This is a genomic window from Thermoactinomyces vulgaris (genome assembly GCF_003688725.1).
Taxonomy (GTDB): Bacteria; Bacillota; Bacilli; order Thermoactinomycetales; family Thermoactinomycetaceae; genus Thermoactinomyces; species Thermoactinomyces vulgaris.
In genome coordinates, this window is the sequence record NZ_REFP01000007.1 from 48020 (window position 1) to 71418 (window position 23399).

Annotated in this window: 21 protein-coding genes and 1 pseudogene; 12 read left to right on the forward strand and 10 right to left on the reverse strand. The window is 49.3% G+C overall.

The window, feature by feature from the left end; genetic code table 11:
* Nucleotides 1–54 precede the first annotated feature (54 nt).
* The 8 genes and pseudogenes from ATH33_RS00580 to ATH33_RS00615 form a co-directional block, all read left to right on the forward strand.
* Nucleotides 55–1263, forward strand: coding sequence for an MFS transporter (locus ATH33_RS00580; protein WP_037994371.1), 1209 nt, complete (start codon nucleotides 55–57; stop codon nucleotides 1261–1263).
* Between the two features lie 119 nt (nucleotides 1264–1382).
* A complete protein-coding gene (locus ATH33_RS00585; protein WP_037994373.1) occupies nucleotides 1383–2744 on the forward strand; it encodes an aspartate aminotransferase family protein in 1362 nt (453 codons plus the stop codon).
* Nucleotides 2745–2756: 12 nt separating this feature from the next.
* Nucleotides 2757–4283 carry a pyridoxal phosphate-dependent decarboxylase family protein gene (locus ATH33_RS00590; protein WP_121873934.1) on the forward strand — a complete coding sequence of 509 codons (1527 nt, stop codon included), beginning with the start codon at nucleotides 2757–2759 and terminating at the stop codon, nucleotides 4281–4283.
* Complete coding sequence (locus tag ATH33_RS00595; RefSeq protein ID WP_037994375.1) at nucleotides 4273–6108, forward strand: IucA/IucC family protein; 1836 nt, start codon at nucleotides 4273–4275, stop codon at nucleotides 6106–6108. Before ATH33_RS00590 ends, ATH33_RS00595 begins: the two co-directional genes overlap by 11 nt.
* Nucleotides 6086–6673, forward strand: a complete 588-nt coding sequence (locus ATH33_RS00600; protein WP_037994377.1) for a GNAT family N-acetyltransferase — start codon at nucleotides 6086–6088, stop codon at nucleotides 6671–6673. Before ATH33_RS00595 ends, ATH33_RS00600 begins: the two co-directional genes overlap by 23 nt.
* Nucleotides 6660–8030, forward strand: a complete 1371-nt coding sequence (locus ATH33_RS00605) for a lysine N(6)-hydroxylase/L-ornithine N(5)-oxygenase family protein (RefSeq protein ID WP_049719749.1) — start codon at nucleotides 6660–6662, stop codon at nucleotides 8028–8030. Before ATH33_RS00600 ends, ATH33_RS00605 begins: the two co-directional genes overlap by 14 nt.
* 16 nt (nucleotides 8031–8046) lie before the next feature.
* Entirely contained in the window at nucleotides 8047–9828 is a 1782-nt protein-coding gene (locus ATH33_RS00610; RefSeq protein WP_147437056.1) for an IucA/IucC family protein, read from the forward strand.
* Between the two features lie 194 nt (nucleotides 9829–10022).
* A pseudogene (locus ATH33_RS00615) lies at nucleotides 10023–10449 on the forward strand (GrpB family protein); the annotation flags it as partial.
* A 30-nt stretch (nucleotides 10450–10479) separates the two neighbouring features.
* Here ATH33_RS00615 and ATH33_RS00620 read toward each other — a convergent pair.
* From ATH33_RS00620 to ATH33_RS00645, 6 genes are all read right to left on the reverse strand, one after another.
* Complete coding sequence (locus ATH33_RS00620; protein WP_181729131.1) at nucleotides 10480–10851, reverse strand: AMP-binding enzyme; 372 nt, start codon at nucleotides 10849–10851, stop codon at nucleotides 10480–10482.
* 17 nt (nucleotides 10852–10868) lie between these two features.
* On the reverse strand, nucleotides 10869–11408 hold the full coding sequence (locus ATH33_RS00625; RefSeq protein ID WP_170151198.1) for an AMP-binding protein: 540 nt from the start codon (nucleotides 11406–11408) through the stop codon (nucleotides 10869–10871).
* The gene (locus ATH33_RS00630; RefSeq protein WP_062842858.1) at nucleotides 11342–11917 is read right to left on the reverse strand and encodes an AMP-binding protein; all 576 of its coding nucleotides are present in this window, start codon (nucleotides 11915–11917) and stop codon (nucleotides 11342–11344) included. The genes ATH33_RS00625 and ATH33_RS00630 overlap by 67 nt, the downstream gene beginning before the upstream one ends.
* 232 nt (nucleotides 11918–12149) lie before the next feature.
* Nucleotides 12150–12701 carry a flavodoxin family protein gene (locus tag ATH33_RS00635; protein ID WP_037994386.1) on the reverse strand — a complete coding sequence of 184 codons (552 nt, stop codon included), beginning with the start codon at nucleotides 12699–12701 and terminating at the stop codon, nucleotides 12150–12152.
* A gap of 131 nt (nucleotides 12702–12832) precedes the next feature.
* Entirely contained in the window at nucleotides 12833–14536 is a 1704-nt protein-coding gene (locus ATH33_RS00640; protein WP_037994388.1) for a pyruvate oxidase, read from the reverse strand.
* Between the two features lie 87 nt (nucleotides 14537–14623).
* Nucleotides 14624–14923 carry a hypothetical protein gene (locus tag ATH33_RS00645; protein ID WP_037994390.1) on the reverse strand — a complete coding sequence of 100 codons (300 nt, stop codon included), beginning with the start codon at nucleotides 14921–14923 and terminating at the stop codon, nucleotides 14624–14626.
* 150 nt (nucleotides 14924–15073) lie between these two features.
* Between ATH33_RS00645 and ATH33_RS00650 the strand changes: the two genes are divergently transcribed.
* From ATH33_RS00650 to kynB, 4 genes are read left to right on the forward strand one after another with little or no spacing between them, the layout of a single operon-like run.
* The gene (locus ATH33_RS00650) at nucleotides 15074–15565 is read left to right on the forward strand and encodes a hypothetical protein (protein WP_037994393.1); all 492 of its coding nucleotides are present in this window, start codon (nucleotides 15074–15076) and stop codon (nucleotides 15563–15565) included.
* A gap of 52 nt (nucleotides 15566–15617) precedes the next feature.
* Entirely contained in the window at nucleotides 15618–16448 is an 831-nt protein-coding gene (kynA, locus tag ATH33_RS00655) for a tryptophan 2,3-dioxygenase (RefSeq protein WP_037994394.1), read from the forward strand.
* Between the two features lie 5 nt (nucleotides 16449–16453).
* Nucleotides 16454–17737, forward strand: a complete 1284-nt coding sequence (gene kynU / locus ATH33_RS00660) for a kynureninase (protein ID WP_037994424.1) — start codon at nucleotides 16454–16456, stop codon at nucleotides 17735–17737.
* Nucleotides 17737–18369, forward strand: coding sequence for an arylformamidase (gene kynB / locus ATH33_RS00665; RefSeq protein WP_121873936.1), 633 nt, complete (start codon nucleotides 17737–17739; stop codon nucleotides 18367–18369). Before kynU ends, kynB begins: the two co-directional genes overlap by 1 nt.
* A gap of 37 nt (nucleotides 18370–18406) precedes the next feature.
* Here the strand turns inward: kynB and ATH33_RS00670 are convergent, their stop codons facing one another.
* The 4 genes from ATH33_RS00670 to ATH33_RS00685 form a co-directional block, all read right to left on the reverse strand.
* Nucleotides 18407–19411: a zinc-dependent alcohol dehydrogenase family protein gene (locus tag ATH33_RS00670; protein ID WP_121873937.1), complete on the reverse strand. Its 1005-nt coding sequence runs from the start codon at nucleotides 19409–19411 to the stop codon at nucleotides 18407–18409.
* Between the two features lie 62 nt (nucleotides 19412–19473).
* On the reverse strand, nucleotides 19474–20649 hold the full coding sequence (locus ATH33_RS00675) for a Ger(x)C family spore germination protein (protein ID WP_121873938.1): 1176 nt from the start codon (nucleotides 20647–20649) through the stop codon (nucleotides 19474–19476).
* A gap of 11 nt (nucleotides 20650–20660) precedes the next feature.
* Nucleotides 20661–21764 (reverse strand): GerAB/ArcD/ProY family transporter, encoded by a 1104-nt coding sequence (locus ATH33_RS00680; protein WP_037994401.1) that lies wholly within the window; start codon nucleotides 21762–21764, stop codon nucleotides 20661–20663.
* A 13-nt stretch (nucleotides 21765–21777) separates the two neighbouring features.
* Nucleotides 21778–23331 (reverse strand): spore germination protein, encoded by a 1554-nt coding sequence (locus ATH33_RS00685; protein ID WP_062842860.1) that lies wholly within the window; start codon nucleotides 23329–23331, stop codon nucleotides 21778–21780.
* Nucleotides 23332–23399 lie beyond the last annotated feature (68 nt).

The window sequence follows — 23399 nt, forward strand, 5'->3', positions numbered from 1 at the left end:
TGATAATAATTCTCATTATCAATATCACGATTGCGGTTATTAAGGTGGTAAACCATGAGACATCATTATTTATTATTTTTCACACTGTTTAGTACATATTTTGGCTTGTCGATGGTCAATCCCCTTATTGCTCCCATGTTGAGGGAATTGCGTTTGGATGAGACACAGATCAGCATGGTTTTTGCCATTGCTGCGGTGTCTTTGTTTGTATCCAGCCTGGTGTGGGGGGATTATTGTGAAAAACATGGACGGAGAAAGCTTTTGGTACATGGCGTTTTTCATTTTTCCTTTGCTTATCTGCTGTTTGCGTTTGTCATTCAATTGGGGTTTGCAAACTGGATTTCCTTTTCGCTTTTGTTTGCGTTTCTCTTGTTGATCCGGTTGTATGGCGGTGTGGTTTTTGGTGCGGTTTTAACCGGGGCCCAGGCATTGATGGCTGATCTGACCCATGTAAAAGAAAGAACTTCCGGAATGGCGCTTCTCGGAGCTGCCAATGGGTTGGGGATGATATTGGGCCCGGCATTTGCAAGTATCCTTGTTTTGTGGGACTGGACGGTTCCGGTTTATTTTGCCGCGCTTTTCCCTCTGGTCATGGGATGGATATGGATGAGAAAGGAACCTGACGAGCCTGTCAGAAGAAAAGAATCCCGACCGCATACAGAAAAACTCAGCCCGTTTGACCGCAGCATTTTTCCTTATTTGTTGATGACGGTTTTGGTCCATTTGGTCATTGTCATCTTGCAAGTCACCGCAGGTCTGTATTTCACGGACCAGTTGGGTGTCAATGTGAAAACAGCTGCTCAATGGATCAGTCTTTCCATGTTTGCCATGGGAACGGCGGCATTTTTGGGACAAATGGTGATTGTACGTTTATGGAACCCTTCAAATACCTGGTTGCTTCGACTGGGAGCGCCGGTCATGTTTTTGGGATTTTTCGGTTTTTTGCAAAGTGTGTCGATGTCCGGTATGCTTCTTTCCTTTGCGGGAATCGGATTGGGGGTAAGCCTGATGCTGCCCGGGTGCTTAAGTGCCATTTCATTAAATGCAGGGGAGGAGTCGCAAGGGGCGGCGGCCGGATTGAGCGGGGTCGCCAATGGCATCGGGGCGATGGCCGGTCCCGTTGCCGGATCGTTTTTATATGAAATTCATCCGGTTGTACCTTTCGAATGTTGCCTGTGGGTTTTGTCGGGAATGATTGTGATGGCTTGTCTGATCAAACCGCAAACCAAGGAGCACACGCAACCAGTCTTTCATAAAAGATAAAAAATTTACGGAAATTCGTTTACAGAAAAACAAACTTCATGTTAATATAGTCGATGGATAAATGATAATGATAATCATTATCATTATCAATATTAAGCTGAGCCCAAGGGGGATCACCAATGAGCATCACACATGCACAAACCAATCGGTATTATCTCGCGCATCAGGAACAAACAGAATCCAATGCGCGTTCTTATCCCCGGAGAATCCCGATTGCCATCCGGGAAGCATACGGCATTTATGTCACGGATGTAGAGGGGAAAAAATACGTTGACTGTCTGGCGGGAGCCGGGACGTTGGCATTGGGGCACAATCACCCGGTTGTGACCGAAGCCATTGAGCAGACGCTCAAAGACCGGTTGCCTTTACATACATTGGATTTGACCACTCCGGTAAAAGATGAGTTTGTGGAGGAGCTGTTTGACAGCTTGCCCCGCGAGTTCAGGGAAAGAGCGAAAATTCAGTTTTGCGGTCCGGCCGGTGCCGATGCGGTGGAAGCGGCGCTCAAAATCGTGAAAACTGCCACCGGAAGGCGTAGTGTTCTGGCATTTCAGGGCGGTTACCACGGTATGACCCACGGGGCGCTCAGTCTGATGGGGAATAAAGGGCCGAAAGATCCGATTCCGGGATTGATGCCGGATGTTCACTTTTTGCCTTATCCGTATTCTTATCGTTGCCCGTTTGGACAAGGCGGGGAAAAAGGAGCTTCAATTGGCAGTCAGTTTATCCGGAGGACACTGGAAGATCCGGAAAGCGGCATTCCCGCCCCGGCGGCGATGATCATGGAAATTATCCAAGGCGAAGGCGGTGTGATCCCGGCGCCGGATGAATGGGTGCGCGAAATCCGGTCCATCACCCGGAAGCATCAAATTCCGTTGATTGTGGATGAAATTCAAACCGGTCTCGGACGTACCGGAAAACTGTTTGCTTTCGAACATGCGGGCATCATACCGGATGTGATCACCTTGTCCAAAGCGATTGGCGGTTCGCTGCCGCTCGCGGTGGTGGTGTATGATGAGGCGTTGGACCGATGGGCTCCCGGGGCGCATGCGGGTACGTTCCGCGGAAACCAATTGGCCATGGCTGCCGGACTGGCAACGATCCGCTATATCCGCCAAAATCAAATTGAACAACATGCCCGTGAAATGGGAGAAAAATTGATGAGCAGGTTGAAAAAGGTTCAAAAAGAATCCCATGTGATCGGCGAGGTGCGCGGCCGCGGCCTGATGATCGGTGTCGAGGTGGTGGATCCTCAACAGGAACCGGATCATTTGGGAAGTTATCTAACCGACCCGGCGATGGCCCGGCTCATTCAAAAAGAGTGTTTTGACCGCGGACTCATTTTGGAGTTGGGAGGTCGTCATGGAAGTGTGGTCCGTTTCCTGCCTCCGCTGATCATTACATCGGAGCAGATCGACTGCATTGTTGAAATTTTTGCGGAAGCAGTACAAGCTGCCGAACAATCAAAAGGCCTGGCTTAAGGGGGAAGGCAATTGAAGAGCAACATGATGACAAAGTTGCCGGTAAAAGACTTGTTTTTGGGACATACACCGGAAGCGTGGTCTTCATACCAACTAGCGATATCAGCTGCACAAACGGTATTGTATGAACATTACGCATCGTTGAACCAACCGTTCAGCGGAACCGGGATTGACGAGCTGGTTTCGTTATTCAAGGACATGCCGGTTTGTCCGGAAGAGGGTCGGGATTTGGGTGAAGTGCTGGAGGATGTCGGAAATCACATTTTAAGACACTCCGTCCGGGTGCATGATCCCGCTTGTTCCGCACATCTTCATTGTCCCCCGCTGACACCGGCCCTGGCTGCGGAGCTTTTGATCAGCGCAACCAACCAATCGATGGATTCCTGGGATCAAAGTCCTGCCGCCACTATCCTGGAAGAAAAAATGGTTTCCTGGCTGTGTTCCGTTTTTTACGGAAACAGTCAGGGGAACGGCGTCTTTACCAGCGGAGGGACCCAGTCCAATTTAATGGGACTTCTGTTGGCAAGGGATCACTTCTTGAAACAGAAGCTGAATATAAACGGGATGCATCAAGGATTGCCGCCGGCGGCGGGAAAAATGAAGGTTCTCTGTTCGGACATCGCGCATTTTACGATCAAACAATCGGCCGCCTTGCTCGGATTGGGAGAAAATGCAGTGGTGCCGGTGAAAACGGATGCCAAGTATCAGATGAGTTTAACGGACTTGGATGAAAAGATCAGCCGGTTGAAAAAGGATGGTTATCATTTGTTTGCCATCGTGGCGACGGCCGGAACCACCGATTTTGGAAGCATCGATCCCCTGCAAGGGATTGCGGACAGGGCGGAAGCGGAAAGTGCATGGTTTCATGTCGATGCCGCTTACGGCGGAGCGTTGGCCTTGAGTGAAAAACACCGGCACCGTCTGGACGGAATCGGGCGGGCGGATTCACTGGCCGTTGATTTTCATAAACTGTTTTATCAGCCGATCAGTTGCGGAGCCTTTTTGTTAAAAGACGGGTCCCGTTTTCAACTGATCAAGCGGCATGCAGATTATTTAAATTCAGAAGAAGATGAAAGGTCGGGAATTCCTCATCTGGTTCATAAATCGGTGCAAACCACCCGCCGGTTCGATGCATTAAAACTGTTTGTTTCTTTGCAAGCAGTCGGAAAAAAACGATTTGCCGGGATGATTGACCATACGATAGAGGTGACCAAAAAGGCGGCGGACTGGATTCGGCGGACCGGACACTTGCAACTGGTCAATGATCCGCCCCAAATGAATGCCCTGGTTTTTCGTTATGTCCCCCGTGATCAAACCGTGGATATTCATCGGATCAACCGGGATATTCGCCAAACGTTGTTGCAACGGGGGAAAGCGGTGATGGCTTTGACCAAAGTGGACGGGCTGACTTCGCTGAAACTGACGATCATCAATCCCCGGATCACGCTTCCCGTTTTGACGGAAATACTGGAGGAAGTCAGGAAAACCGGATTGGAACTGGAAGAAGAGAGGAGAGAGAAAGACTCGTATGGAGGCTAAAAAAATTGCGGAACAAGCCAGCATGCTGGCCTTTTTCAACTGTTACCTCAGAGAAACCCGGCAATTCAAACGGTATGCCAAGGATGAGTGGGAAAAACACCGGATTCACAACCAAAAAACGGTCGATTCGCCGGCAAAAGAATTTTTGGTTGTTTCCTTACAGCACCATCAGATGGAGATTATCGCCCCGCTGAAATACTGGTCCTTGACCGGCCGGCATCTCTTTTACTTCCCGTTCTTTTACCGGATCGGAGAAGGCGGGAAACTGAGGGAGCTGGATTATGTGACGCTGGTGACGATGCTGACCAAAGAATTGACCGTTGAACGAAAATTGAATGTCTTTCCGGATGAGCTGGTTCTTCGCGTGATCCAAAGCTGCCATGAAATGGAAACGTTTGTGGCGCAGAGATATCAAGATGCAGAAGAACTGTACCGCACGCACTTTGATTATTTGGATGCCGAACAATCCCTCATTTTCGGACATTTGCTGCATCCGACGCCGAAAAGTCGGCAAGGCATTCCGGAGCAGGAGCAAAAGACTTATTCTCCTGAATTGAAGGGACGTTTTTCCCTGCGTTATTTCCGTGCTCACCGTTCCATTGTCAAAGAAGGGAGCAACTTGCCGGAGTCTGCGACGGATTGGATCAAAAAAGAGCTTTGGAACGACCGAGAAGTGGATCCGTCCTTTAAAGAAAAGTATCTGAAAGAGGATGAATATTCCCTTTTGCCCGTCCATCCGTTGCAAGCCAAACATTTGCTGGAGGATGAACGGGTCCGGTCGTTGATGGACAAGGGGTTATTGGAAGATCTGGGGGTCCTGGGAAAAGCTTATTATCCGACCGCTTCCATCCGCACGGTCTACCATCCGGAATCTTCCTTTATGTTGAAATTTTCTGTCCGGATCAAGATCACCAACTCCGTCCGGCAAAATCTGTATAAGGAGTTGGAGAGGGGAGTGGAAGTGACCCGCCTGTTGGACAGTGAGATCGGGTACCGTATGAAGCAAAAATATCCCGGATTTCATGTGGTCAAAGACCCTGCCTTTATCACGATTGAGATTCCCGGTGCGGATGAGTCGGGGTTTGAAGTGGTTTTGCGTGAAAACCCGTTTCAGGGAGGTGGTAAAGAAGACGTGACATTGCTTGCCGGGCTTTGTCAAGATGCCCTGCCCGGATTTGAACCCCGCCTGGCCGCAGTGATCAAAGAGGTGGCAGAAAGGGAAGGCAGAGATCCCGGACAAGTGAGCATCGACTGGTTCAAGAAATACCTGGCGATTTCGTTTGAACCGCTGATGTGGTTGTATTCGGAGTACGGCATTGCACTGGAGGCCCATCAGCAAAACAGCCTGGTAAAGCTGAAAAACGGATATCCGGACCAATTTTTCTACCGGGATAACCAGGGCTATTACTACTGTGAATCGACTTTTGCCAAACTGCAAGGAATCCTTCCGGGCATTAATGAAAAAAGCCATACCCTGTGTGCCGATGCCGTGGCCGATGAGCGTTTCCGCTACTACTTTTTTATCAATCATTTATTCGGGCTGATCAATGCTTTCGGGGCATGTGGCCTGGCGAACGAAAAGGTGCTGTTGGAGGAGCTTGCCGGAGCGCTTCGAAAATGGTTGCCCAAGAACCGAAAACCTTCCCGTTTGATTGAAAGCCTTCTGGAAGATGAATGGCTTCCGGGGAAAGCCAATCTGCTCACCCGTCTTCATGATATGGACGAGCTGGTGGGGCCGATGGAAAGCCAGTCGGTTTATGTTCAAATTCAAAATCCCTTGCGGCAAGGAGAGAAGGTTTGCGATGAAATACCCAGTCATGTCTGAAACGTTTGCGATCAAGGATCCCGATATCGGCAAAGTGATATCGTTTCGCCGGGTGGAGATGGAAAAAGATTTGGACAGGCTGCATGAGTGGATGCACCAACCGCATGTCATTCCGTTTTGGAATTTAAACATTCCCTTTGATCAATACCGGGAGCATTTGCGCAAATTCCTGGCGGATCCACACCAAACCCTTCATATCGGTTCCCTTGACGGCACCCCCATGAGTTATTGGGAAACCTATTGGGTCCGGGGTGATATTCTCGGAAAATATTATGACTATGATCCCGAAGACCAGGGGATTCATCTTTTGATCGGTCCGCCCTCGTTTTTGGGGAAAGGATATGCTTTACCCCTGTTAAGGGCCATGACGTACCGGTTATTTCAGCATCAACCGACGCAAAAAGTGGTTGCAGAGCCGGATATCCGAAATGAAAAAATGATCCATATCTTTGAAAAATGCGGATTTGAATTTCAACGGGAGATTGATCTGCCGGATAAGCGGGCGGCTTTGATGTTTTGTTGCCGGGACACTTTTCAAAGGAGATGGAACCATGGTGAAGCATGAGTCGAATGAGATGTTTGATTTGATCGGAGTCGGGCTTGGCCCCTTTAATTTGGGGCTGGCGGCATTGCTTGATCCCGTGACGGAAGTCAAAGCGGTGTTTTTTGAGCAGAAACCCCGCTTTGACTGGCATCCGGGTCTGTTAATGGAAGGAACCACATTGCAAGTACCTTTTTTTGCCGACCTGGTGACGATGGCGGATCCGACCAGCCGCTATACGTTCTTGAATTATCTGAAGGAACAGCGAAGACTTTATCATTTCTACTTTTTGGAGCGCTTTCTGATTCCGCGCCGGGAATACAACGAATATTGCCGTTGGGTGTCACAAAGCCTGAAAACCTGCCGGTTCGGGCAAAAAGTGACGAAAATCGATTGGGTGAAAGACCGTGAAACGTACTTCCGCGTGGAAGTCACATCGCCTTTGACCGGACAAACTTCGGTTTATCACGCAAAACACCTGGTCCTCGGCGTCGGCAGTGTTCCGTCTGTTCCTCCATCGTTCCAAGGGTTGCCGGAAGAAGATATTTTTCACTCGGCCCACTTTTTGGAGCGGCTTAACCGGTTAAAAGAAGCGGAATCGATTACCGTGGTCGGATCGGGGCAAAGTGCGGCGGAAGTCTTTTACACCTTGCTTCAGGAACAAAAAAATCACGGCTACCGGCTGGATTGGCTGACCCGTTCCACCGGATTTTTCCCGATGGAATATTCCAAACTGGGGCTGGAACATTTTTCACCGGACTACATTCACTACTTTTATTCCCTGCCGCCAAAGGTGAAAGAAGCGCGGCTGAAAACCCAGGATTTGTGGTACAAGGGCATCAGTGCCGCCACCATCGCTGATATTTATGAACTTCTTTACGAACGGACGGTGGGAAATCAACATGTGCCGGTGCGGATGCTGGCCCAAACGGAAATCCAAAAAATCGAGCCGGTGCCGGGAGAAAAGAAATATCGCCTGACTTGTCACCACCGTGAGCAAAACAAAACCTTCACGCATGAAAGTGAAGTGGTGGTTCTGGCAACGGGTTATCAGCATCAGATCCCATCCTGTGTCAAGAATTTGTCCGGCCTGATCGCCTGGGATGAGAAGCAACGTTATCAGGTGTCATTGGATTACCGGCTCAAAAAGACCCAAGAGGCCGAAAATGAGATTTTTGTGCAGAATGCGGAGCTTCATACCCACGGGGTGGGGGCACCGGATCTGGGTCTCGGGGCATACCGGAACTCCGTGATTATCAATACACTGACCGGAAGGGAGATTTACCCGGTTCAAAAGCGGAATGTTTTTCAGCAATTCGGAGTCCCGGAAGAAATCAACACCACAGAGGATGCACATCAAACGTCCTCTTTACCGGTATAAAAGGGAGGGATGCATCATGAATACACTGAAAAGTTTTCAACCGGAAACATGGGAGACCGTTTCCCGGAATTTGTTAACCAAGATGATTGCCGAGTTTATGTATGAAGACATCATTCATCCGGATATGGAAAAGGCGGACGGGGAGAATCAACGTTGCCGTTTGGAGCTGAAAAGCGGTGTCACGTACACTTTCGAAGTGAAAAAACGGTTGTTTGACAGTTACCGGGTTCATGGCGACACCATTTACCGACAGGAAAACGGGGAGGTGAAACCGGCCGACAATCCGATTCAATTTTTGCTGGACATCCAAAGCACCATCGGCATGAATTCAATGACGGCGGGGCATTTGATTCGGGAATACACCCACACCCTGGTGGCGGATGCATATATCCTTGAAAAAAAGAAAAACCAACAGCTGGATTTGACCGAAATGGATTATGCCGAGCTGGAAGGGGAAATGGAAGGGCATCCGTGGATCACTTACAACAAGGGGAGAATCGGGTTTAGCCATGAAGATTACCTGAACTATGCCCCCGAACAGAAAAATAAGGCTAAACTGTCCTGGATTGCCGTGCATAAAGAAAGAGCCGATTTTCATTCGGTCACCGGTGTTGAATACGAGGAGCTGGTGAAAAAAGAACTGGGAGAACAGCAGGTGGAATCCTTCCGGCAAGTCCTCATCCAAAACGGTTTGGATGACAAAGATTATTACTTCATGCCGGTGCATCCCTGGCAGTGGGATCATTATATTGTGCCGTTTTTTGCGGAAGAACTCGCGCAAAACCGGATCATCCTGCTGGGAACCGGGGAAGATGAATATCTGCCGCAACAATCGATTCGCACCTTTGTCAATACAAGTTCCAAAGAGAAGCATCACGTCAAGTTGCCGATGAGCATTTTAAACACCTTGGTTTACCGTGGATTGCCCGGCGAAAGAACCGTGTTGGCTCCCAAAATCACGGAATACATCTGGAACATATGGAAAAATGATCCGTATTTGCACAAGGAGTGCCGGTTGATCTTACCGGGGGAAGTGGCCAGCATCAACTATGATCATCCCTATTATGCCAAGCTTAAAGGAGCCCCGTATCAATATTTGGAGATGTTGGGTTGCATTTGGCGGGAAAGCATTTACAACTTTATGGAAGAAGGGGAAAAACCGATCACCTTGGCGGCTCTGGTGCATGTGGACGGGGAAGGCAAACCGTTTGTCTCCCGGTTGGTGGAAAAATCGGGACTCAGCTTGGATGAATGGCTGGATCGTTTGTTTGAAGCCATTTTGCCGCCGTTGCTCCATTACTTGTATCGCTATGGGGTGGTTTTCTCCCCGCACGGGCAAAACACCATTTTGGTGTTGAAAGATTCCGTTCCGATCCGCCTGGCCATGAAAGACTTTGTCGATGATGTCAACGTGAGCCGGGAACCGCTGGAGGAATTGAAAGATTTGCCGGAAGATCTGAAACAGGTGTTGCGCAGTGAAGAGCCGGAAGGGCTTTGCCAATTTATTTTCACCGGATTGTTTATCTGCCATATGCGCTATCTGTCGGATCTGTTGGAACAATATCATCAGTATCCGGAAGAAGTCTTCTGGAAAAAAGTACGGGAAACCATCCTGGCTTACCAAAAGCGGTTCCCCGAACTCCAAGAACGTTTCCGGTTGTTTGATTTGCTCCGGCCGAAATTCACCAAACTTTGTCTCAACCGCAACCGGATGCTGGATTACGGATATGAAGACGATGTGGACCGTCCGCACGCTTCCGAATATGGAAAAGTGACCAACGCACTGGCTTTGTCATAAAAAGACAAACCCCGGGGTTGCCGCTCCGGGGTTTTTTGCACTCAAAAAAGGTTTCATGCAGATTGATTGTGATCAGTGGTACCATGGAATGCCCGGCAAAAATTGAATATCCATAGCAAAGAAGAGAATTGATGGGATCATGGACATTCTTCCTGTAATCGGTGTCAAGATGCTTGGAAAAGGAGTGAATCATCATGGTTGAGGGAAATGGACAGGATCAAAAAAGCAAGCCCATGAGTGACGAAGAGCTTCAGAAAGTTACCGTGGGGGAGTTGAAACCCACAATGCGACCATCCATCTCGAGGAGTATGATCCGCGCTGGCCGGAGTTGTTTGAACGGGAAGCCAAACGAATCCGCTTGGCACTTGGCGACAAGATGTTGCGTTTGGAGCATGTCGGATCCACCTCCGTGCCGGGACTGTGTGCAAAGCCTGTCATCGACATCCAGCTGGTGGTGAAAGATTCACAGATGAATCGGCTTATGTCCCGGCGTTGGAGGAAGCCGGTTATCTCTTGCGGATCCGGGAGCCGGAGTGGTATGAGCATCGTCTGTTCAAAGGACCGGATACGGATATCAATCCGCATGTCTTCAGTTCGGGCGCGGAGGAAGTTGACCGGATATAGCAGCCGGTCAGGTTTCAACAAAGATAGTTATTCTTCCGAAGCGTTTACAAGTTGCTGATACATCCGGCGCAACTGTGATTTGTCCACTTTTCCGTTGGCATTGCGGGGAAGCGGTTGCCTGCAGAAGAAAACATCCTTGAGTTTGTGGGGACCGAGTTTTTGGTGTACGTATTGGAGAATCTCTGTTTTTGTAAGTGAAGCCCCTTGGACGGGTTTTACAAAAGCGCAGGGAATTTCCGAACATTGTGGATGAAGGACCCCGGTGACGTTGACATCTTCCACGCCGGGGAGTTCCCGGATCACTTGTTCCACTTCAGCGGGGAAAATCCCGCCGATTTCGGGGGAATAAATTACATCTTTATAACGGTCCACGATTTCCAGAAACCCGTCCTCATCCATTCTCCCGGCGTCTCCTGTCAAGAACCATCCTTGATGAAAAGCTTTTTGGTTTCCTCCGGCTTTTTCCAATACCCGGTGAAAAGTTGCGGGCCCCGAATGGCAACCTCCCCGGTTTCACCCGGTGGAAGCTCTTTTTTGGTTTCGGGGTCCAGGATTTTGATTTCCGGGAATAAATGCGTTTTTCCGACGGTATGGATTTTATCAAGACCCATTTTCGGATTCCATATGGAGATGATCCCGTTTAATTCGGTGGCTCCATAAGCTTGAACCTCCTCAAAGTCCGGTGATTCGCCACTTTTGATCACATTTTCGGGCACTCTGGTCCCTTCGGAGAGGAAACGTTTGAGAGAGGAAAAAGCAGAATCGCTTTGACGAATAAGGGATTGTAAAATGCCGAGTGCATGAGGCGGCAACAAGACGGTGTTCACATTCTCTTTGCCGATGGTCTGTAACAAGGATTCAGCAGTGAGTTCCGGCGGGAAAACAAGGGTTACACCCAAAAAGGATTGTAAACAGACCGGTGCAATCGCTGAAATGTGGAAGGAAGGAGTCGCCACCAGATGACGTGAATACCTGTCCAGAACAAGGGAAGTGCAACTGATTCCACTGGCGAAGTGTCCGGATATTTTTGTAACGCCCTCAAAAGGCCTGGACTTACTTTGTTCTGTTCACAAACGATGGTGTGGCGGATTTTTCCGGTTTCGGCTTCCGTTTGAATCAAGGGATAAAATTGATCTCCCACCAGGAGAAAGTCCGCTTCCAGATCATCGATGGCCCACCGGATCATTTCCGGTTTCCAGTAATGGTTCAGGGGAACCGCGACGGCTCCGATCTTGGCCAAGGCCATCAAACTGAGGGCGAACGAAGCATTGGTTCCGGTCAAAAGGGGAACCCGGTCTCCTTTTTTGACCCCTTGCCCGGATAAATAACGGGCAAATTGGTTGGTTCGTTCCTCGTACTCCCGGTAGCGGATGCGAAAACCGGGAGAAACCAGCGCCTCTTGATCCGGATGGAATTGGGCATAAGATCTCAAAGCATTCCCAAGCGTGCTGGCAATCTGGATCAAGATATCACCTCATGAAAAAATGGATGCTAATGATTTTCAATCCAAAGGCCCTTTCAATTTTCTTCCATGCAAAGGAATCCTGTCGCTAATAATATAAAATAATTAGGTTATATTTTATTGAAAATTACTAAAAATCAGCCGCCTGTGGCCGCAAGTTAAAAGGAGAAGAAACATGGCCGTGGAATACACGCAAGCCCCGGGCAGAGGAACCGGGGCTTGCGAATGAAAAATGTTATCCGGCATGGATTCGTTTCAGTTGTTGATTCAGTTGTTTGGCTTCTTCCAATGCTCTTTCATCATGCAGGATTCCGTCGGGTTTGCCTCCGTAACCGATCAGATACCCTTTGAAATCCATCGACATAAACTTGAAGATCAAATCAAACTGTTGTACGAGCGGGAGAGCGAACAACCGGGCATTTTCCCCGCCGGTGATCACAACGTAAGCTTGTTTTCCGCGCATGGCTTCTTTGAAATCATACCGGGAATCGCGTAAGCTTTGGGACCAGCGGTCAATAAAATTTTTCATGTGTCCGCTCATCCCGTACCAATATAAAGGCGTTCCGAAGACAATGGCGTCATGCTCCATGACCTGTTGAATGAGGCGGTCATAATCATCATCCACCGGATCAAAGCCGTCGGGGTCATGGCGCTGATCCAAAATCGGACGGATGGAGTATTCCCGGAGATAAAGATGCGTTGCCGGTATATCTTCCAGTACAAAGTGTGTCAGTTTTTCCGTGTTTCCATTTTTCCGTGAACTTCCGTGAATGGCCATCCATTTCATGGGTTTCTTCCTTCCTCTCCAGCGTAAAAGTAGGTTGTAACTATAAAACTTTCTACTCCTACCTTGTCTGTTCCTTCTTTTTTCAGATTTTTTGTGGCTTTGGATTGAAACCAGGCTTTCAATGCCTGGACTTAAACCAGAGGAGGAACATCGGTTTTTCCCTGAGCGAACAGTTCTTTGACCATGTGCTTGGCGTAGCCGGCAGCTTGGGCAAAGGTGATCTTGGCCGGCATGGGCGCTTCGTCGGCATCGACCACCACGTCGATGATGCAAGGCTTTTTCTGCCTGACCGCTTGCTCAAAGGCCGGGAGCAGTTGATCGGGGGTTTCCACCCGGTAGCCGATCCCCCCGCAGATTTCGGCATAGCGGGCAAAATTCGGGTTGGTCAGATCGGTTCCAAACTCAACATTGCCCATCACTTCCTGTTCAAACTTAATCATGGCGATTTTGTGGTTGTTCAAGACCACCACCACGATGGGAAGCCCATATTTGACAGCGGTGACAAAGTCGTTCATCGTCATGCCGAAGCCCCCGTCCCCGCAGATGGCAAACACTTGTTTATCCGGATGTGCGATTTTGGATGCAATGGCTCCGGGAAGCCCGCAACCCAGAGTGGCCAGCCATGCGGAGGTGAGAAATTGTTGCCGGATCATACGGAAATGCCGTGCCACCCATACCGTCACATTGCCGACATCCACCGATAAAATGGCATCATCATCGGCGACTTGTTGCAAAGCTTTCAGCACCCGTTGTGGTTTGATCGGAACCTCATCGGCTTCTTCGTGTTTCGCAAGATGGTCCCACCAGTCTTTCATCATTTTTTGATGGGTCTCCAAATGGCTGCGGTCTGTTTGATAAGGAACCTGATCAATGAGCCAGCCCAATGTGTAATCGGCGTCGCCGGCCAGTCCGATATCCACGGGCATGCGTTTTCCGATTTGGGTGGGATCCGTGTCGATTTGAATGGTTTTCGCTTCCCGGGGCAGAAAGCCGGTAAACGGGAACGACGTGCCTGCCAGAATCAGGGTGTCCGCGTTTTGCATGGCTTCATAGGCCGGGCGGGTTCCGATCAGTCCCAGACCGCCGAGACAAAGGGGATGTTCATCGGGGATCACGCCTTTGGCCGGCAAACTGAGAATGATGGGAGCGGCCATTTTTTCCGCAAGGCGGATCAGATTTTCTTTCGCATGTTTCGTTCCTTTTCCGGCCAGGATGACGGGCCGTTTCGCTTTTAACAGGATTTCTTTGGCCTGGAGAAGATCGTTTTTATCGGGGCGGATTTCTTGTTTGCAATAAAACGAAGTGGTGGTGCGCACTTCCCGTTCCACTTCAAAGCGGGGAATGTCGTCCGGAATGGTTAAAACGGCAACCCCTTTTTTGGTGTAGGCGGTCCGGATGGCCTGATTAACCACCGCCGGCAGTTGTTCGGCCGACATGATCCGCTGGTTATAAACGGCCACATCGTCAAACAGGCGATCCAGATTGACTTCCTGGAAATAGTCAATTCCGATCAAATCGGATTCAACTTGGCCGGTTATGGCCAAAACGGGAGCGTGATCCAACTTGGCGTCATACAATCCGTTCAACAGATGAATGGCCCCCGGCCCGGCAATGGCGGTACAAACGCCCAATTTTCCGGTTAATTTGGCGTAGGCGGCTGCGGCCAACGCACCGGCTTCTTCATGCCGGACCTGTATAAATTTGATTTTGTCTTTGGCTTTCCGGATTGGCTCGATCAAAGAGTTGATCGAATCCCCGGGCATTCCGTATATATGATCCACTCCCCAATCGATCAGCAGATCAACCAAGTATTCACCGGCTTTTTTTCGGAACATCGAAAAATCCTCCTTCTCGTTCATTCGGTTGTTTTTTATTGTGCGCAAGCGGTGATAAAAACATCCTTTGAAACGGAGAAAGAAGGATCATTGCCACGTGTTCCGGCTTTTTCCCTCGCGACGCGCCTGATCTTCCTGAAAACGGTGAAGATGTTCTTCTTCCACCGCCTTGGCCAAGGCTTGTTCCGTGTGGATGAATGCGCGGGTGGCTTCGCGAAGCTTGCGTTCCCATTTCAATTGTTCCAGCCGGTGATGGCGTTCCACCTCTTTGTTCCCTTGGTGTTTGGCGCGCTGCATTTCATCAAGATGATAAAACATTTGTTTTTCGCATTCTTCGATATCCCGTTTGATTTCATCGATCAATAAGTGGTATCTGCGGACTGACATACGATACTCCTTTTTGGAATGGTTTTCCAATGACTTCTCTTTTGGAAGGAGTGATCCCTGCACGGATTTTCCGGTTCCGGGTTGGTGCTTAAAAGCCAAAGCCCGTTGGTTTATAATAAAATTAAGTACAGAGGGAGAATGAGAGCCATTATGAAAGAAAGTTATTTGTTGCGCAAAATTGTAATATCTCGTACAGAAATCCCGTTTTTGCACGGGCAATTGATTTATGATTATGAAGAGTGTTCCGGACATATCGAGCTGATCGTGGAATCGGTTTCGGATGAGGTGCAAGAAGTCTTGAAATCAGAACCCAAGTTTAAGATTCCCGTTTCTTGCATGACGCAGGAATTTTACCGGATGGAAGGATTGACCCGGTGTTTCCAAGTTTATGAAAACCGGTTTCAATTGCAATTTCCGTTGGATACCAAACTGAACAAAGAGGCGTTCTCCATGACTGAACTGTTGCAGCCGTATGAACTGGTGGAGTTGGAGTATAAGGGGCAAACGTATTGCGGATATTTAGCCAATTGGTCCCGTGACGGAAATATGGTTGCGCTCAAAGACCGGGAAACCATGCAAATCCGGCTTTTCCCGTTATCCGGCGTGAAAATCACCTTATTGGACAGCGGGTTAAAAGGATGAATCATTTCTGTTAATCAAGTCGTCTCTCATCCTGCATGAAAGGGGAGCCGAGATGAATCCGGAAGAAGGCATCCATACCGATTTTCGTGAACAAATGACTTACGGGGATTATCTCCGGTTACATTTGCTGTTGGATTGCCAAAAACTGTTGTCCGGCCATCATGATGAGATGTTGTTTGTGATTATTCATCAGACGAGTGAATTGTGGATGAAGTTGATGATTCACGAGTTGGAAGCGGCGATGGAGTCGATCCGGACAGGGGATTTGCCGGCCGCTTTTAAAATGCTGTCCCGGTTTTCCAAAATCCAATCCCAAATCATCCAATCTTGGGATGTGTTGTCCACGTTGACACCGTCCGAATATATGAAGTTTCGCGGTTATTTGGGACATGCTTCCGGTTTTCAATCCTATCAATACCGGATGATTGAATTTTATCTGGGCAAAAAGAGTACACACATTTTAAAAATTTATGAAAACGATCCGGTTTTGCTTGAAAAATTGAAGCAAGCTTATGAAGCCCGCAGCATATATGATGTTTCCATCGAAGCATTGCATAAGGCCGGTTTCTCCATTGACGAAAAAGTATTGAACCGGGATGTCCGAAAGCCTTATCAATATGAGGAAAGTGTGGAACAAGCGTGGCTTCAGGTATATCAAAACGTGGAAAAATACTGGGATTTGTATGAATTGGCAGAGAAGCTGGTCGATTTGGAAGACTGGTTTCAGCAGTGGCGGTTCCGGCACATGAAAACCGTGGAGCGGATCATCGGTTACAAAAAAGGAACCGGCGGCTCGTCCGGGGTTTCTTATTTGAAAAAAGGGTTGGACCAATCCTTTTTTCCGGAGCTTTGGCATGTGCGCACAAAACTACAGGCGAGGTGAATCCGGTGCCGTCCTTCTCCTCTTTTTTTGAAGAAGCATGGGAGCTGGATCAAAACGATCCGCTCGGGAAGTATCGCGGGGAATTTTATTTGCCGGACGGGAAAATCTACTTGGACGGGAATTCATTGGGGTTGCTTTCCAAACGTTCGGAGCTGGCCTTGACGGAAGTTTTGGACAGTTGGAAAAAACTCGGGATAGACGGCTGGGTTCAGGGAAAAAGGCCCTGGTTTTATTTCGCGGAGGATTTGGGGCAAAAGATGGCGCCTTTGGTGGGGGCGCGGCCGGAGGAAGTGGTGGTGACCGGTTCGACGACGGTGAATATCCACCAATTGGTTGCCACTTTTTACCGCCCGCAAGGTTCCCGCCGCAAGATCTTGGCGGATGTACTCAATTTTCCCTCCGATCTTTATGCTTTAAAAAGCCAGTTGATTCTTCACGGATATTCAGCGGAAGAAGACTTGATCTGTGTGCCGTCTGACCCGTCGGGGAGATATTTGGATGAGGATGAAATCATTGCAATGATGAATGAGGAGGTGGCGCTGGCCTGGTTGCCGGCCGTTTTATACAAAAGCGGACAATTGTTGGATATGGAAAAGTTGACCAAAGCGGCTCATGAGCGCGGCATCCTCATCGGCTGGGATGCATGCCATTCTGTCGGGGCGGTTCCCCACCGGTTTGCGGAGTGGGGGGTTGATTTTGCCGCTTGGTGCACGTATAAATATTTGAACAGCGGTCCTGGTGGGGTGGCCGGTCTCTATGTCCACAAAAAACATCACGGAACCAAACCGGGGCTTGCCGGTTGGTTTGGTTCGGACAAAGAGCGCCAATTTGAAATGGCACCGGAGATGATCCCCGGAAGCGACGCCGGGGCTTATCAGATCGGAACGCCGCATTTGCTCAGTATGGCTCCGCTCATTGGATCGTTGTCCATCTTTGCTGAAGCGGGGATGGAAGCCATACGCAAAAAATCGTTAATGTTAACGGACTTTCTTTTCAAAATGGTGGATCAGATTTTTTCTTCTTACGGATTTGAAACCGGAACCCCGCGGAATCCCAAGCAGCGTGGAGGGCATCTTGCTTTGGAACATCCCGATGCCCTTCAAATCAGCAGGGCATTAAAGGCAGAGGGCGTCATCCCTGACTTTCGCCCTCCCAATGTGATACGATTGGCTCCGGTGGCTTTATACAACTCGTTCATCGATGTTTGTGAAGCCATGAAACGATTGAAGCAGATTATGGATGAGAAAAAGTATCAACATTACCCCACTGAATCGAAAGAGGTGACTTGATGACCTGGATTGATATTTCCCAGCCCCTTCACTCCGGAATCCCGGTTTGGCCGGGAGATGCCCCGTTTCAATATGAATTCACTTACACCAAAGAAGAAAGCGGATCGGTCAATGTCGGTCAGGTGCAAATGAGCACCCATACCGGAACCCATATTGATGCCCCTTTTCACTTTGACGAGGCGGGGAGCAAGGTGAACGAATTGGATGTGAATCTTTATATCGGCAAAGCCAGGGTCATTCATTTGCCGGGAAGAGAAAAAATCAAGGCGGAGGACCTGATGGAAAAAGAATGGGGCGGGATAAGCCGCCTTCTGATCCGGACCGATTCGTGGCGGGATCGGAACGTGTTTCCCGAAGAAATTTGTCATCTTGATCCGGATGCGGTCCCGTATCTGAAAAAACAGGGGATCCGCCTGATCGGGCTGGATGTTCCGTCCGTGGATCCGATCGACAGCAAGACGTTGCCGGCACACCATGCTTTATGGGATGCAGGCATCCACATTTTGGAGGGGGCGGTTTTGGACAATGTGGAAGAAGGGATTTATGAATTGATGGCTTTGCCGCTTCCCATTCTCGGAGGGGACGGGAGCCCGGTCAGGGCCGTGATTCGCCCGGTGGCAGAATCCCTTTGAAGCGGTAAAAAGAGGCGGAGCATTTCCGCCTCTTTTTTCAGGAGAAGTTTTCGTTGACCAGAGTGACTTTTCCAACCGCCTGGCCCGATTCGAGCCGTCGATGGGCTTCAGCCGCTTCTGCAAAAGCGTAAGTTTTTTCATCCAACAAGGGCTTGATTTTTCCTTCATCCACCCACCGGCTGATTTGTCTCAAGATTTCACCATGGCGTTGCAGGCCTTTGCCGGTGAGAATCGGGAGGATCATAAAGACGGCATGCAGGGTCAATCCTTTGTTGTGCATGAGGGATAAATCATGCGTGGAACGGGCCGCGATGGTGACGACATGGCCGTGGATTTTGACTGCTTGCAGAGAACGGTCGATATTGGCTCCGCCAACGGTGTCGATCACCACGTCAAAGCCTTCGCCGCCGGTATATTGTTTGACATAGTCATCCACTTCACTTTGCCGGTAAAAAATGGGGTGATCGGCTCCCAACCTTTTGGCGATTTCTGCTTTCCGGTCTGTGGAGACGGTGGTATGTACCGTGGCACCGGTGAGTTTGGCCAGTTGCAGGGCGATATGGCCGACGCCCCCGGTTCCGGCATGAACCAACACGTTTTGTCCTTCTTGAATTCGTCCCCGTTCAAAAACGGCTTCCCAAGCGGTGATCGACACCAAGGGAAGGGCGGCCGCTTCTTGGAAGGAGAGCGAGCGGGGTTTTGGCGCCACCAGCTCTTCGCGGACGAGCAGGTAGTCAGCCAGAGCCCCGCCATGCGTGTTTTTAAAGCCTCCGGCACAGGCAAAAACCTCATCCCCGACTTGAAAAGAGGTGATCCCTTCCCCGGTTTCTTCGATGACCCCGGCCACATCGCCGTGTAAAACGGCCGGCAGTTCGGGGGCAACATTCGGCACGGCTCCGCTTCGGATTTTTGTATCAATCGGATTGACACTGGTGGCGGCGACGCGGATCAGGACATGGCCGGGCAACACCGCCGGACGCTGGAGGGTTACCGGTTCAAACACATCCGGGGAACCAAATTGGCGGATGATTTGTGCATGCATGGTTTTCTCCTCCTTTATTTTTTAACAAATATAACATATCTTTGGCGTGAGAAGGAGGAGGATCACTCGTCTTTGGCTTTGACACCGTAGTCCCGCAAATTGAGATCGACTTTAATGCGAATCGGAACGTCGGCAAACCATTTGACTTCCCATTCATTCTTGATGCGTTGCCACAATTTGTTGTCATGGATGCGGAGGGCGTCTCCGAAACCGGCCACATCGGCCTGATAAATTTTTTGCATTTTATACAATACCGAACGCATTTGATGGACGATTTTATCTTCTGCCCTTTTTTCCAAGCGTTTAAGATATTTCGGATCCGTGGCGTCTTCTTCTTCAATCCAGTCTTCCGTCAAATAACCTCCGGTTTTTACGTGGACATCAAAAGAAATTTTGTCACCTTCCACACGGGGTTTGATTTTGCTGGACATGTTAAAAATCCTGACGGCGAAAATGGCTTGATCCTCATCATAAACGTTTAACACGCCGCCTCCCTTTTTTCCGGTGATCCAGTTGACCCCAGCAATGTCTTCGGAATTCATGAAACCGATCAATTTTTTGTTTCTCCCGCTGATGACAGCGGCATCTTCCAGTACGATTTCATCATTTTTTTTGGCGATGCAGGGGAGCAAAAAGCTTTGGTTGCTGGCCAAAAATTTCCCTGCTCTTCCATACGTCACCGGCTCTAATATCCGAAGCGAATATTTGGTGTTGTCTGCGATACTGAGAATTTTAAGAGCCGGCAATTCATTGCCTTTGCTTTTATCATCGCTCTGCAGAAACTCTCCCGCTTTTCCTTTCGTGCACAGGATGGTGCTGCTTAAGCGGACATACGGGCCTCGAAACAGATAGTCCAGCATGTTTCGAAAATTCATGCGTTTGGCCAATTCTTCCCCGATCAACGTGATCTTCAGGTGTTGTCCAAGGAGCGGACCCCGGTTGAATAAAGCGACTTCCACAGCCATCTTGCCTAAGGTGTTTCCGGTGATCGTTGTATTTTCATAATCGATTGTCCCTTCTCCGCTGGAGGGTTGTTTCGGATCCATAATTTGAAGGGTGGCGTTGATCACCGGTTTTTCCCCTTCAATCCGGACTTCACCGGTCTCTGTGTCACCCAGATCAAGGGCCAGTCCGATATTGGCTGAAGTTTCTTCAATATCCCGGTAGTCCCAACAGCCTGTGAGCATGATCAGGCTTACGAGAATCAAACTGACAAACAGTCGCCTTTTTCCGTTCATGTTGACCTCCGTTAATTATGGTGTCTTGAACGCCGGTTGCGGATCCAGGCAACCACCAGTGCGATCGGCACAATGATGAAGACCACGAAGAGCTCGATGTGCACCAAAATGGTGCCCAGGTTAAAAAATTCATTGATATCCGCCGGCAGGAATGCGATCAAAAAGATCAAGGGAGAGACTCCGTAGATAAAAAAACGGATGTTTTTTCCGGTAATTTGGGAAATCCCCAGACAAAAGATGTATTGCATGCTCACATAGGTGGCGAAGATTTGCAAGATCCAGACGGCCAGCAAAAACACTTCATATCGTTCGAAAAATATGCCTGTCAGTTCGTAGGAGCGGATTAATTCAATGGTCGGAAAAGTGAGGGTGATCGTCTGATCCGGTCCCAATCCGCCCACCACGACAATCACAATGACAACGTAAAAGAGTGCGGGCACCAAAATCCCGGCGGAAATCGCTTTCCATGCTTCTTTTTTTCGTTGCATGAATGCGTTTAACACCAACATGAATTCATAACCTGAAAACGTCAGGGATGAACCGTGAATCCCTTTGATCACCGGTTCCACCCCCATTCCCATGACCGGCAGAATGTTTCGCCATTCAAACACTTTAAAGCTGGTGGCCAATACGACAAAGAAAAAGAAGAGAGTGATGGGAAGCAAAATTTCAAACATCCGGGCGACGGCAACGATTCCGCCGGTCATCAGATAAATCCCGACAAACACCATGAGCGATATGGATACAGCCGGCGGGGTGTTGGGAAGCAAATAGAAGTGTGTCACCTCGGCCATGCCTCTCAATTCATAGCCGGCAGTGATAAAAAGATATGAGAGAAAGATCAAATTGGCCAAATTGCCGATCCATTTGCCAAAGATTTGCGTGCTGTATTGAAAAAAAGTTTGATCCGGATAATACCGGTTCAACCGGATAATCAACCATCCCATCAACAGAAGAATCAGGGTTGCAAGAATGACCGAAATCCAACCGTCCTGTCCTTGTGTGTCTTCCGTGACATTCCGGGGAAGGGTTAGGACGCCCATTCCCAGAATGACCGAGGCGATGAATATCGATGTTTGAATGGTGGTGATCTGTTTCCGATTGCTGTCTAGCATCACGACACATCCTTCATTGTTTTTGCCGGACCGGGTCTTGGGGTTTTAAGGTGACCGGACGGCGGTTTGTGCGACTCAGCGGCGACCGGAACAAAATGTCTTTCCAATCTTGGGTTCGTATGGGGGCAATCGGTGCCAAGTAAGGGAATCCGAAGCTTTCCAAGCGGACGAGATGAGTCATTGTTAACAAGAAAAAGATGATGATCCCGTACAAACCGAAAAAGGCGGCAAATAACATGAGCACAAAGCGCAAATACCGGAGAGCGATCCCGGCGTTATATTGGGGGATGGCAAAGGATGAGATCGCTGTCACCGCAACCACCACCAACAAGATGGGACTGACAATGCCAGCTTGCGCAGCGGATTCCCCGATCACCAACCCGCCGACAATACCCACGGTCTGGCCGACCGATTTGGGAAGACGGAGCCCGGCTTCCCGCAACACTTCAACTGCCACTTCCATAAACAACGCCTCCAAAACCGACGGGAAAGGCACACCTTCCCGGGTGGCGGCAATGCTCATCGCCAGCCTTGTCGGGATCAGCCCTTGATGGAAGGAGGTAAAGGCGATATAGAAAGCCGGCAGGGAAATCGACAGAAAAGCAGACATGTACCGCAAGTAACGTAGCAGGATCCCCGGAATCCAACGGGTGTAGTAGTCTTCCGGCGATTGCAAAAACATCCAAAACGTGACAGGTACAATCAGGGCAAAGGAGGTCCCGTCCAGAAGTATCGCCACCCGTCCTTCTGTCAGCGCCCCCGCCACCCGGTCCGGACGTTCGGTGTCTTGCACTTGCGGAAATGGAGAAAAGGTGTTGTCTTCGATCAAATGCTCAATATAACTGGTGTCCAATACTTCATCGATGTCGATCTCTTTTATGCGTTGATCCACCGTTTTGACCAATTCCGGGTCTGCGAGGTCCTGGATGTAGACGACTGACGCTTTGCGCTGTGTCCGCCTTCCGAGAACATAGGACTTATAAGTAAGATTCGGCGTGGCCAAACTTTGCCGGAGCAGCGCCAAATTGACTTCCAGCGAGTTGGTGAAACCGATTTGGGGTCCCCGGACAATTGCTTCGGTTTCGGAGGGTCCCAAGCTGGTTGTCAACTTCTTGCTAGTGGCCATTACAATTGCTTGGTCGCATCCGTCCACCAACACGGCCGTGGATCCCCGGATCAAATGGATGAAAATATCCGAATAGCTTTGAATTGATTTGATCTTATAGAAACTTAAAACGTGGTTTTTGATCAAGTTGATGATTTCATCCGACTGGATGAATTCGGTTTCCCCGGTGGTGAATTCATCCCAGTTGTGCATCAAACGGTCGAGAATTTGTTCGTTGATGGTTTTCTCATCCACCATTTCTTTCATAAACAAACAGGCCGCCTGGATGTTGGTCCCGCCGATTCGAAAGGAACGGATGGTCAAGTCCGGATGTTGTTCTGTCAGTTTGTTGAAATAATTCACATTGGTTTCAAGGTTGTTTTTCAAACGATCCGTATCGGCTGATTGTTTGTTTTCATGTATGTCTTTTTTCCGTTTCCGGTAGAAATGGCGCTTGATCAACGTCAGTCATCCTTTCATGAACGAATCCATTGAAAGAGGCGGGTCACGGCACAAGGAATCACGAGAAT